This is a genomic window from Corynebacterium sp. 74A (genome assembly GCF_008930665.1).
GTDB lineage: Bacteria > Actinomycetota > Actinomycetes > Mycobacteriales > Mycobacteriaceae > Corynebacterium > Corynebacterium megadyptis.
In genome coordinates, this window is the sequence record NZ_PQMG01000001.1 from 415,123 (window position 1) to 427,137 (window position 12,015).

Sequence of the window (12,015 nt, forward strand, 5' to 3'; positions counted from 1 at the left end):
GGGCGTTGGGCTAGTCGACGCCGCCAATGCGGGACAGCGGCAGGATGATGAAGCGTACCTTGCCGATGATGTTCTCCTCGGGCACCGTGCCCTGGTGCTGGTCGCCGAGGTGATAGCGGGAGTCGGCCGAGTTGGTGCGGTTATCGCCCATCATGAAGTAGTGCCCCTCCGGCACCTCGACGGGGCCGAAGTAGGCGCCACCGCAGGCATCGGAGCCATTGGCGCTATCCACCGGATAGGTCGGGGGATCAAGCACATAGGAATCATCCACCTTCGTGCCGTCGACCATCACGCCGGGATCGCCTTCTTGGCAGGACACGGTCTGTCCACCGGTGGCAACGATGCGCTTGACCATGTCATTCTCATCTGGGGCGACCACGCCCACAAACGCGCCGATATTCTGCAGGCCGCGAATGAGGGTATTCGACGAGCGGGTGGACACGAAGTTCTGGTTCCAAGACTCCGGGCCCTTAAACACCACCACATCGCCCTGTTCAGGCTTGGTGAAGTCATAGGTGAGCTTGTCCACCACAATGCGGTCCCCCGTGCACTCGGGGCAGCCGTGCAGGGTAGGCTCCATCGACGCCGAGGGAATGAGATACACCCGACCCACGAAGGTCTGGAGCACGAAGACGATCACCAGGGTCACGGCGATGACGAGAGGAATCTCGATGTACCACGGCTTGCCGCCATCGTCCTCCTCATCCTCCGCGTCATCCTCGGCAGCCGTGTCCGCCGCGGTGGTGTCCTCGGCGGCTGTGTCTGCTGCGGTGTCCTCGCCGTCTTGGGGCTGAGGCTGATCCGAGTGAGCGGAACTGCCGGCTGTGGCGTCCTTCGACGCAGCCGGAGGCGTCGGCGAATCGGAGGGGGTCGCGTCTAGCTCGTGATCGGGGCGCTCAGTCATAGGGATAAATACTAGCAGCCGGACGCGACAGCCCTAGCCACCACAATCCGGCGCTGCGCAGAGCCAAAAAATGCAGCCGGCACCCGCACCATGGCCTGCTCCGCGCTGCCTTATTCTGCGGGCGCAGGGATAAAAACAGACCGGCCGCCGCCCACCACGAAGGGGACGACGGCCGGTGCCAGAGGCGACGCGCTAGTACTAGCGGCGCTCCTTGATCTTGGCAGCCTTACCGCGCAGGTTGCGCAGGTAGTAGAGCTTCGCACGGCGGACCTTACCGCGGGTGATCACGTCGATGTGATCAATGTTCGGGGAGTGCACCGGGAAGGTACGCTCCACACCGATGCCGAAGGACACCTTGCGGACGGTGAAGGTCTCGCGGATGCCACCGCCCTGGCGACGGATCACAACGCCGCGGAAGACCTGGACGCGCTGGTTGCCGCCCTCGATGATCTTCACGTGCACGTCCACGGTGTCACCGGGACGGAAAGTCGGGATATCGTCGCGCAGCGATGCTGCATCTACCTTGTCGAGAATGTTCATGAAACAATCCTTTGAATCTTGTGCTGAATAGAGGAACCTAGCGGCTTTTCCCCACGTGCCGGGGCGCTCGGCTGGTTCGTATCCGAGACAGTGACAGAAGCTGCCATCAATGAGGCAGACAACTTTCGAGATTATGCCATGCTCAGCCAGCAATAACAAATGATCGCCACGCCGTATTCTCCATGCGTGGCGCACCCACCAGCCCCATTCGCTCCTATACTTCTATGGCATGAGGTCCCAGCTGCCCCGTAGACCTTTCGTGATCGCCTATCTGCTGCTGCCACTGGCAATTATGCTACCTGGGCTAGTGTGGATTCTGCTCGCGCTGCTGCCCGAGCTTCCCGCGTCCATCGCCACGCACTGGGGCCTGAGCGGCCCGCCCAATAACTTTGGTTCTCCACTGCCGCTAATTCTTATTCTGGCGGGGCTCTTCGGCCCCCTCGCCCTGCTCTTGGGCGAACTGGCGGTCCGGCGGCGGGTATGCGGCCTCGGCGCGGCGGCGGTGCTGTCGTCTGGTTTCATGCTGGCGCTACTCCTCGATGTCCTGCTGCCCCAACGCGGTCTCAATGAGACAGAGCTCGCGACGGTGCGCACGGCGTGGCTGCCGGGTCTGATCACGATGCTGCTCTCGGTGTTTCTCGCAGCACTACTCCGTGGCTGGGTGCGCCGCCAGACAATAGCGCCGCTGCGCGTCGAGTCTGCGCCCCGTGTCTGGGAAGAAACCACCCGCCGCATCCCATGGGGAACACTCCTCCTCCTGCTTCTTTCCCTGCTGCTGGTGCTCATCTCCCCCGCCACCATGATCTTTGTCCTCGGGATCATCATCGCCACCGCGAGTCTCGGCAGCCGCACGCGCATCGAGCTTGACGACGCCGCCCTGATCCTCCGCTCCCCCGAACTCATGGTGTTTCCCTACTCGGAGATACAGCAGGTCGAGACTATCGACCACGTCGGCTTCTGGGATTGTGGCGGCTATGGAATCAACCAGAATGGCTCGGACCTCTTCGTTATCCCCGGCCCCGGCAATGCGGTGCGCGTGCACCTGCAGCAGCAGCGCGCGACCATCGTGGTACCCGAGGGGCAGGCCGCAGAGATCGCCGCGGAGATCAACGCTCGTCTCAGCGAAACGAGCAACACGAGCGCCTAGAGCGCGTACACTAATCCCCATGCGCGGGTGCCTCATCGCCGCAGTGGCGAGAGGCTGAGAACACACCGCTAGAACCTGCTGTGGTTAGCACCGACGAAGGAAGCATGCCTATGGGCGACACCGTTGATTATCGCTGTTATCTGGTCACCGCCGCCGACGATCCCGTGCGGGTCGTGGACACGGCGGTGCGCTGCGCTCGCGCCGGCGCGGGCGTCGTGCAAGTGCGCTCGAAGCCTATTTCTGCCCGCGATCTCTATCATCTTTCCTGCGCCGTGGCCCACGCTGTGCACGAGGTGGCACCGACAACGCGCACGCTCGTCGATGACCGCGTTGATGTGGCCCTGGCGGCCCGTGCCGCGGGCGCGCCGATTGCGGGAGTGCACCTCGGCCAAGACGATATCCCCGTCCGCGCCGCCCGCGCCCTGCTTGGCCCCGACGCCATCATCGGGCTGACCACCGGCACCCGCGAGCTCGTCGCCGCCGCGAATGAGGTGGCCGAGGTGATTGATTACATCGGCTGCGGGCCTTTTCGGCCCAGCCCCACCAAGGATTCCGGTCGCGCCCCCATTGGTCTAGCGGGCTATCCGGAGCTGGTAGAGCTCTCCACCCTGCCCGTGGTGGCCATCGGCGATGTCCAGCCCGGCGATGCCGCCGAGCTTGGCGCCACCGGGGTGGCCGGCGTCGCGCTGGTGCGCGCCCTGCATCATGCTCCCGATCCCGGCGCGGCCGTGCAGCAGGTGCTGCGGGGGTTGAGCCATGTCTAAGGTGACGATCATTGGCGCCGGAATTGTGGGCCTGAGCACTGCTTTTAGTCTTGCGCGGCGCGGGCATCAGGTGCGGCTTTTCGATACCTCCCCCGCCTCGGGGGCCACCCACTATGCGGGCGGGATGCTGGCCCCGGTGGCGGAGGTGCAGTACCGCCAAGAGGCACTCTTTCCGCTCATGAAGGATGCGGCCCGGTATTGGCCGGAGCTCGTGGCGGAGCTCTCCGCGCACACCGAGCTGCCGCTGGGATTCGATGATGCCGGCACCCTGGTGGTGGCCGCCGATCACGCCGATGGCCAGCATGTGGAAGAGCTCGCGCTATATCAACACGCTTTCGAGATGCGTGCCGCCCGCATCACCACCCGCCAGGCCCGCAGCGAGGAGCCGGCGCTGAGCCCGCGCCTGACGGGTGCGGTGAGCATCCCTGGGGATTTTCAGATCTATCCTCGCGTCTGCGCCCGCGCCCTGCTTGATGCCTGTCGCACGCTCGGGGTGGAGCTTCGTGCCGAGGCGGTGACTCATCTCGACGCCGCAGAGCGCGTGCAGGCTCTGCACACCAGCGCCGCCACCTATGCGGTGGATGAGCACGAGCAGGTGATTCTTGCCGCCGGGCTGGGCGTGGGGGAAATCACCGGCTGGGATAATCCGGTGCAGCTGCGCCCGGTCTACGGCGATATTCTGCGCGTGCGGGTGCCTGCTCACCTGCAGCCGCTGTGCACCAAGGTGATACGCGGCTTCGTGGAGGATCGCCCCGTCTACATCATTCCGCGCGCCGTGGATCAGACCATCGCTATTGGCGCGAGCACCCGCGAGGATCATCTGCAAGAGCCCAAGGTGGGGGCGGTCTATGATTTGCTTCGCGACGCCATCCGCATCATGCCTGGGCTCGAAGAATGTGAGCTTATCGAGGCAGCCACCGGCGCACGGCCCGGCTCACCGGATGATCTGCCCTATCTGGGCCGTGCCCGCATCACCAATCTCATTGTCTCTACCGGCTATTTCCGGCACGGCATTTTGCTCAGCTCTTGGGCGGCGCGCCGCACGCTCGAGCTCGTGGAAGGCGGCGAGCCACAGGATCTCGAGCACTGCAACCCTTATCGGCACGAACGACCCAGCACGTTGTGAGGAGTATATCCACCCCTATGTTCACCCTGACCATCAATGATTCACCCCAGCGCTTCTCCTCCCCGATCACCGTGGCCGAGCTAGTGCGGCAGCACACCGGCTCCGCGGAGACCGCGGGCATCGCCGTGGCCGTGGACGCCACCGTGGTGCCGGCGGCAGAGTGGGGCGAGCATACGCTCTCCGCCGATCACACCGTCGATATCCTCACCGCCGCCCAAGGAGGCTAGTTTTTATGCTGCGTATTGGCGCACACGAGTTTTCCTCGCACCTCATCATGGGCACCGGCGGGGCCACCTCCCAGGACATCCTAGAACAGGCGCTTCTCGCCTCCGGCACGCAGGTGACCACGGTGGCTATGCGACGCCACGCTGGGCGCACCAACACCAGCGGGGAGTCTATTTTCGAGCTGCTTTCCCGACTGGGTATCGCCACCTTGCCCAATACGGCCGGGTGTCGCACCGCCCGTGATGCCGTGCTCACCGCGCGCCTCGCCCGGGAGGCCCTGGGCACGGATCTGATCAAGGTGGAGGTAATCGCCGATGAACACACCCTGCTGCCCGATGTGGTGGAAACCCTCGATGCCTGTGAGCAGCTCGTGCTCGATGGCTTCACGGTGATGGCCTATACCTCGGACGATCCGGTGGTTGCCCAACGCTTAGAGGATGTAGGGGTGCATGCCGTGATGCCGCTAGGCTCCCCGATCGGCACGGGACTGGGCATTGTCAATGAGCACAATCTCGAGCTGATCTGCTCCCGCGCCCAGGTGCCGGTGCTGCTCGATGCAGGGGTAGGCACGGCCTCGGATGCTGCCCGCGCCATGGAGCTGGGCTGCGCGGGGGTGCTCTTGGCCTCGGCGGTCAACCGAGCCCAGGATCCGGTGGCCATGGCCACCGCGATGAAACTCGCCGTGCAGGCGGGCGCCCATGCCCGCGCCGCGGGCCGGATCCCGCAGCGCCGCCACGCCCAGGCCTCCTCCTCGTTTGAGGGGCTGGCCAGCTGGGAGGACACCGTCCTCTAGGGCAGCGTGCAGCCCGCTTCTCCTAGAACCCGGCGCGTTTCAGCGCCTCGGCCATGGAGCCTTGGTCGCTGCGACGCTGCGCGCCGCCCCGCTTGCCACTAGGGCGCCGCCGGGGCTTCGCGGCAGACCCAGATCCACCTGCAGCTGGGGTGGCTGGGTGCGAGGCGTCGTCGTCAAGCCGCAATGTCAATGAGATGCGCTTGCGGTCTACATCGACATCCAGCACCTTCACCCGCACCACCTGTCCGGAGCGCACCACCTCATGCGGGTCGGAGACATAGCGATGGGCCATTGCCGAGACGTGGACGAGACCGTCCTGGTGGACGCCCACATCCACGAAGGCGCCAAAGGCCGCCACATTGGTCACCGTGCCCTCGAGAACCATGCCGGGAGTGAGATCGCTGATTTTTTCCACGCCTTCCTTGAAGCGGGCGGTGGCGAACTCGGGGCGGGGATCGCGGCCGGGCTTGTCCAGCTCGGCGAGGATATCGCTCACCGTGGGCACACCGAAGCGATCATCCGCGAAATCGGCGGGTGCCAGGCGGGAGAGCACGCGGCTATTGCCGATGAGCTCGCCGACGCTCAAGCCCGTGGACTCGGCCATGCGGCGCGCCACGGAATAGGCCTCGGGGTGCACGGCGGAGGCATCAAGGGGGTCTGTAGCCCCGTGGATGCGGAGAAAGCCCGCGGCCTGTTCGAAGGCCTTGGGGCCGAGCCGTGGCACCTTCTTCAGCTGCGCCCGAGAGCGGAAAGCGCCCTCCTGGTCGCGATAGTGCACGATATTCTGCGCCACGGTGGAAGAGATCCCGGCGACGCGCTCCAGCAGCGGCACCGAGGCGGTATTGACATCCACGCCCACGGCATTTACCGCGGCCTCCACGACTCCATCCAGGCTGCGGGCCAGCGCCACCTGGTTCACATCATGCTGGTATTGCCCCACACCGATGGATTTCGGGTCGATCTTCACCAGCTCGGCCAGCGGGTCCTGCAGGCGACGGGCGATCGAGACCGCCCCGCGCAGCGAAACATCCATCTCGGGAAATTCCGCGGCCGCCAATTCGGAGGCGGAATACACCGAGGCACCCGATTCGGAGACCACCACCGGGGTGGGGCGGCTACCGCCCGCCGCGGCGATCATGTCTGCGATCTCGTGGGCCAGCTTGTCGCTTTCACGGGAGGCGGTGCCATTGCCCACCGCAATCAGCTCCACCCCATGCTCGGCGCACAGCCCGGCCAGCTCGGCGCGGGCGGCGTCCCAGCGGTTCTGCGGCTGGTGCGGGTAGACGATCGTGGTGGCGAGCACCGCCCCAGTGGCCGAGACCACCGCCACCTTCACGCCATTGCGGTAGCCCGGGTCCATCCCGAGCGTGGCCCGCTGCCCAGCCGGGGCGGCGAGCAGCACATCGCGCAGATTGGTGGAAAAGACCTCCAAGGCGCCCTTTTCGGCGATCTCCTTCAGCCTCATGCGCGCATCCAGCGACGCCGAGACATAGAGCTTCGTGCGCCACGCGAAACGCACCGCCTGCTTCAGCCACGCATTGTGGGACACTGGGATATCCATGGCAGCGGCCACCATGGCCTCATAGTCGGCATCCTCTCCTGCCTCGATCGTGAGATTGAGAATGCCCTCCTTCTCCCCGCGCAACAACGCTAGGATGCGGTGGCTCGGCAGGCTGCTCAGCGGCTCGGAAAAGTCGAAGTAGTCCTTGTATTTCGCACCGGCTCCTTCCGCGCCTTCCACGACGCTGGCGCTCATCACGCCCTGGCGAAAGACGCGCTCTCGCACCTCGCCCACCAGATCGGCATTCAGGGCGCAGCGATCGATGAGGATGGCGCGGGCACCGTCGAGGATCTCCTTCTCCCCGGGATAGTCCGCGCTGGTATAAGCGCTGGTATCGATCGGCTGGGTGGGCTCGGCCAGAATAGCGTCGAGAAGCGGCTCGATTCCGGCGGCCCGCGCTTTATCTGCCTTGGTGGTGCGGCGCTTCTTATAGGGAAGATAGAGATCCTCCAGGCGCGCCTTGGTGTCCACGGCCTCGATCTGGGCCCGCAGCGCGTCGGTGAGTTTCCCCTGTTCCGCGATGGCTGCGAGCACGGTCTCTTTGCGCTCAGCCAGTTCCCGCAGATAGCTCAGCCGCTCGGCGAGGAGGCGCAACTGAGAATCGTCGAGCCCCTCGGTCACCTCTTTGCGATAGCGGGCGATAAAGGGCACGGTGTTGCCTTCATCTAAAAGCGCGATGGTGGCTTCCACCTGGCTGGGCTTCAGCCCCAGTTCTTCAGCGATAGTGCGAGCAATCATTCGCGCCAGTTTAGCAATCGCACACACCCGCGCGGGCTGGTGGACTGAGGCGAGTGCGGCGGCGAGACAGCCGCGCTGCCGAAGGGGCATGATAAAAGCTATGTACTACGCCGATCTGCACGTCTTCTGCACCCCTGATGTCCTCCTTGCCGCGAGCGAGCTAGTCCCCTCCCGCATCGCTGGGCTGGTCTCGCTGCACACCGAAGCCGTGTCCTTGTCCTGCGAGCCGGATAACATGCTGCTCAACGAAGCGGGCGGACGGCCGGGCACCCTCTACCGCGTGGTCGTACATGCCGCCGAGCCGCTGCGCACAGAGCAGGTGATGAGCTGTTTCGCCGAGGATACTCTGTGGTACGGCTCCAGCGGCACCGGGGAGATCGATCCGGGTGTGAGCGCGGCCTGCGCCTGGCGCTAGTGCTGGTCCTCCGCCGGCCACTGATCCACAAACGAGGCATTATCTGAGTGATCCGATCCACCGGGCAGATATTGCTGCATGTGGAGGAACTCGAGATGCCGGTCGTAGAGATCCAAGAGATTCGAGATCAGTTGCTGGCGGGTATAGCCATAGACGTCATAGCCCAGCGAGCCGCTCTGCGAGAACACCTCGAGCCGGTAGTAGACGGTCTCGGTGGTGTGGGCGAAGCCGGGGCTGAGCTCACGCACGGGATAGATCTGGTAGCGGAAGGACTTCTCCTCGGTACCGAAATCCACCAACAAGTCGAGCTGGTTGATCCCCGTTCCCTCTACTTCTGAGGTGGTCAGCAGCGCATCGATGCCCTGTTCCCGCATCTGGGTGGCCACGTCTTCGAGTGCGGGGCGGGCAATCGTTTCCACATACTCTTGGCTGCGTTGCTGATCCGGCCAGGTAGACGCGCGTTGAATGCGGCTGCGCCAATCCTCCTCCGAGTTCCTGCCGGTCCGCGAGGAGATCGCCGAGTGCAGGGCCACCTTTCGGGACTGCTGCTCGAATACCTCGAGGCGCAAGGACTTGCTCAGGCCGAACATCAGGAGATACACCACGATGGCGAAGGGAATACCCATCACGATCGTCGCGGATTGCAGCGCGGAAATGCCGTTGATCTGCAGCATCGTCACGGTCAAAAGCCCCACCACGGCCACCCAGAACACGCGCTGCCACTTGGCGCCATCCTGTTGGGAGTCGGTGACATGCGAGGCGAAATTACTCATCACCAGCGCCCCGGAGTCCGCGGAGGTGACGAAAAACAGCATGCCCACCACCAGCGATAGAGCCACCATGACGGAGCCGTACGGGAGGGCGTCGAGAAGCACAAAAAAGCCCTGCTGCGGATTGTCGTTGGTGAGCAGGCCGAATTCCGTATCGCCGCCCATCACCCTATCGAGGGCGGTATTGCCGAAGATGGAGGCCCACAGCGCGGTGAAGGTAAAGGGCACAACCAGGGTGCCCACGATGAACTGGCGCAGCGTCCGGCCGCGGGAGATACGCGCCAAGAAGAGCCCCACAAAGGGCGCCCATGCCACCCACCATGCCCAGAAGAACAGGGTCCACGCTTGCATCCACTCCCCGGTCTGCGCGGGCGTCGTGGAATAGGCAAAGGAGCTAAACGTCCAGCTCGGGAGCTTGGTGAGGTAATCGCCGATGTTTTGCATCATGGCGTCGAAAAGAAAGGCCGTTTTGCCCGTGACCAACACATAGACCATGAGCAGCAGCGCCAGATAGACGTTGATCTCGGAGATGCGCTTGATGCCCTTATCCACCCCGGCCACCGCCGAGACAGTCGCGGCGAGGATGGCCACGGTCACCAGACCAATCTGGGCGGCGTGCCCCTCAGGGATGCCGAAGAGGAACTGCAGCCCGAAGTTCAGCTGCACCACGCCGATGCCGAGGGAGGCGGCCACACCAAAGACCGTGCCGAGCATCGCGGCGATATCCACGGCGTCTCCAATCGGCCCGTGCACCCGCTTGCCCAGAATCGGATAGAGGGCGGAGCGAATCGCCAAAGGCATATTGAGCCGGTAGGCGTAGTAGCCGAAGGCCATGCCAAGCAGCGCGTAGAGCGCCCAGCCGGACATGCCGTAGTGGAAGAAGGTCCACACCACCGCATCGCGGGCAGCGGCCGCGGTTTCTCCCTCTCCCTCGGGCGGGCCATAGTACTGGTTAATGGGCTCCGCCACGGAGTAGAACATCAAGCCGATGCCGATACCGGCCGCAAAAAGCATCGCGGACCAGGAAAAGAGCGAGTACTGCGGCCGGGCATGATCCGGGCCAAGTTTGATGGACCCAGCCCGCGAGCAGGCGATGAACAGCATAAATATTAGGGCGGCCGCCACGGTGAGAATGAGGAACCAGCCGAAATTGGAGGTGATCCAGCCGGTGACGGTGTTCAGGGTGGATTCCGCGGAATCCTTATTCACCAATCCCCAGATGGACACCAGGATCACACCGATACCGGAGGTGATGAACACCACCCAGTTCGGTTTCGGTGGCCGGCCGCCGCTATCAAAGGTGCCCGCCCTATAGGTGCCCACGATGGCGCGGCGATTCGTCGGTTCCTCGTGCGGCTGGGTGGTCTGCTTATAGGTCCTAGGGGTATTGCTCGAAGACATCTCGCAACTCTCGTTATCGATGGCGTTGATCTCGTGCACGCACACACCCGCACTGGGGCTGCGAGACCCCGCCCCGCCTAGCGACGCAGGAGCACGCACCACCTCCGCGCGACGCCACAGAATTCTCTCTGGCGCGCCGCGCCCACGGGGGTATGGCGAATAACAGTGTAGACCCCACCGCCGACATCAGGTTGAGAGGGCAATATTATCGTCGCAGCACACCGGCGCATGTTAAGGATTCAGCTCGGCGAGAAATGCGCGATCAGCGGCGCTAAGCTCCACGTGCTCGAGCAGATCAGGGCGACGCTCCGCGGTGCGCTGCAGCGCCTGCTCCCGCCGCCATCTCTCCACCCGAGCATGATCGCCGGAGAACAGCACCTCGGGAACATCGAGTCCCCGCCAACTCCGGGGCTTGGTGTAGCTCGGCCCCTCCAGCAGACCAGTGGAGAAGGAATCATCCTCGTGGCTGTTCTTATTGCCCAGCACCCCGGGGATCAGTCGCACGATCGCCTCCGCCATCACGAGCACCGCCACTTCCCCACCGACCAGCACATAATCACCGATGGAGACTTCTTCTACCCGATAGCGCTGACGGGCATCTTCCACCACCCGCTGATCGATGCCTTCATAGCGGCCGCAGGCAAACACGATATGTCTCTCCCTCGACCAACGCTCGGCATCGGCTTGCTGAAAAGGCCGGCCTGCCGGGGTGGGCACGATGAGCAGGGGCCGCTGCTCCGCCACTGTCTCATAGTCCTGCTCCACCACGGCCGGCCCACGCACGTGCCGCTGGGCTGAACTGAGCAGTTCCACCTCGGCGGCGGGGCCGGTACCGGCGGCGACATCATCCAGCGCAGGCCCCCACACCTCTGGTTTCATCACCATGCCGGGGCCGCCGCCATAGGGGGAATCATCCACCGCCTTGTGGTTGCCGCTGGCCCACTGCCGCAGATCGTGCACGCCGACCTGCACGATGTCGTGCTCAATCGCCTTGCCAATCAGGGCGTGGCGAAGCGGCTCCACATAGCCGGGGAAAATGCTGAGAACATCGAGACGCATCAGAGATCCAACAACCCTTCCGGCGGGGTCAGCGTGATACTGCCGTCCTCCAGATCCACCTCGGGCACGATCGCCTCAACAAAAGGCACGAGGCTCTCGCCGCCGCTGCTGAGCCGAATATTCAGCAGGTTATGGGCCACACCGCGCTCGACGCTGAGCACCTCGCCGATGTGTGCGCCATCGACGTAGACCCGCAGGCCCTCGAGCTCGTGATCGTAGAAGCCCTCGTCCTCGTCCTCCTCGCGGGGCTCAGCGAAAAATCGCATACCGCGCAGGCTCTCGGCCGCGGTGCGATCGGCGATCTCTTCGAACTTCACCAGCAGCCGCCCCTTATGCACTCGTGCCGCGGCGATGGTGAGCTCAAGGGTTTTCCCAGTTTGCTGCCCCTCGAGCACCTCGCCGATGGCGAAGCGTTCCTCGGGAACATCGGTGGTGGGGTCGATGATCACTTCTCCCTTAATGCCGTGGGATTTGATCACGCGCCCAATCTGCAGCTTCTCATCCATGATTGTGTAGTTTAAAGCCCTTTCTGCCGTGGGTGAACTAGCGGCCACCCGCGCCCCGCGCCAAGG

Annotated in this window: 12 protein-coding genes and 1 riboswitch; of the genes, 6 read left to right on the forward strand and 6 right to left on the reverse strand. The window is 64.3% G+C overall.

Going from position 1 to position 12,015, the window contains the following annotated elements:
* Positions 1-10: 10 nt before the first annotated feature.
* Positions 11-904: a signal peptidase I gene (gene lepB / locus GBB11_RS01830; protein ID WP_225979091.1), complete on the reverse strand. Its 894-nt coding sequence runs from the start codon at positions 902-904 to the stop codon at positions 11-13.
* A gap of 198 nt (positions 905-1,102) precedes the next feature.
* Positions 1,103-1,444: a 50S ribosomal protein L19 gene (gene rplS / locus GBB11_RS01835; RefSeq protein ID WP_018019112.1), complete on the reverse strand. Its 342-nt coding sequence runs from the start codon at positions 1,442-1,444 to the stop codon at positions 1,103-1,105.
* A gap of 229 nt (positions 1,445-1,673) precedes the next feature.
* Between rplS and GBB11_RS01840 the strand changes: the two genes are divergently transcribed.
* From GBB11_RS01840 to GBB11_RS01860, 5 genes are all read left to right on the forward strand, one after another.
* Entirely contained in the window at positions 1,674-2,591 is a 918-nt protein-coding gene (locus GBB11_RS01840) for a DUF1648 domain-containing protein (RefSeq protein WP_151548799.1), read from the forward strand.
* A 13-nt stretch (positions 2,592-2,604) separates the two neighbouring features.
* Positions 2,605-2,710: riboswitch (TPP riboswitch) on the forward strand.
* Positions 2,702-3,355: a thiamine phosphate synthase gene (locus GBB11_RS01845; RefSeq protein WP_151548800.1), complete on the forward strand. Its 654-nt coding sequence runs from the start codon at positions 2,702-2,704 to the stop codon at positions 3,353-3,355. It overlaps the preceding riboswitch by 9 nt.
* Positions 3,348-4,481, forward strand: coding sequence for a glycine oxidase ThiO (gene thiO, locus GBB11_RS01850; RefSeq protein ID WP_151548801.1), 1,134 nt, complete (start codon positions 3,348-3,350; stop codon positions 4,479-4,481). Before GBB11_RS01845 ends, thiO begins: the two co-directional genes overlap by 8 nt.
* A gap of 17 nt (positions 4,482-4,498) precedes the next feature.
* The gene (gene thiS / locus GBB11_RS01855; RefSeq protein WP_151548802.1) at positions 4,499-4,708 is read left to right on the forward strand and encodes a sulfur carrier protein ThiS; all 210 of its coding nucleotides are present in this window, start codon (positions 4,499-4,501) and stop codon (positions 4,706-4,708) included.
* Positions 4,709-4,713: 5 nt separating this feature from the next.
* Positions 4,714-5,499, forward strand: coding sequence for a thiazole synthase (locus tag GBB11_RS01860; protein ID WP_151548803.1), 786 nt, complete (start codon positions 4,714-4,716; stop codon positions 5,497-5,499).
* 22 nt (positions 5,500-5,521) lie between these two features.
* Here the strand turns inward: GBB11_RS01860 and GBB11_RS01865 are convergent, their stop codons facing one another.
* On the reverse strand, positions 5,522-7,798 hold the full coding sequence (locus GBB11_RS01865; RefSeq protein WP_151548804.1) for a Tex family protein: 2,277 nt from the start codon (positions 7,796-7,798) through the stop codon (positions 5,522-5,524).
* 88 nt (positions 7,799-7,886) lie between these two features.
* Between GBB11_RS01865 and GBB11_RS01870 the strand changes: the two genes are divergently transcribed.
* Complete coding sequence (locus tag GBB11_RS01870) at positions 7,887-8,213, forward strand: hypothetical protein (protein WP_151548805.1); 327 nt, start codon at positions 7,887-7,889, stop codon at positions 8,211-8,213.
* On the opposite strand, the gene betT is transcribed toward GBB11_RS01870, so the two are convergent.
* The 3 genes from betT to rimM all read right to left on the reverse strand — a co-directional run bounded on the left by betT (position 8,210) and on the right by rimM (position 11,949).
* Entirely contained in the window at positions 8,210-10,384 is a 2,175-nt protein-coding gene (betT, locus tag GBB11_RS01875) for a choline BCCT transporter BetT (RefSeq protein ID WP_151548806.1), read from the reverse strand. The two genes, GBB11_RS01870 and betT, sit on opposite strands and share 4 nt — an antisense overlap.
* A 231-nt stretch (positions 10,385-10,615) precedes the next feature.
* Positions 10,616-11,443 (reverse strand): tRNA (guanosine(37)-N1)-methyltransferase TrmD, encoded by an 828-nt coding sequence (gene trmD / locus GBB11_RS01880; protein ID WP_151548807.1) that lies wholly within the window; start codon positions 11,441-11,443, stop codon positions 10,616-10,618.
* Positions 11,443-11,949 (reverse strand): ribosome maturation factor RimM, encoded by a 507-nt coding sequence (gene rimM / locus GBB11_RS01885; RefSeq protein ID WP_151548808.1) that lies wholly within the window; start codon positions 11,947-11,949, stop codon positions 11,443-11,445. The genes trmD and rimM overlap by 1 nt, the downstream gene beginning before the upstream one ends.
* Positions 11,950-12,015 lie beyond the last annotated feature (66 nt).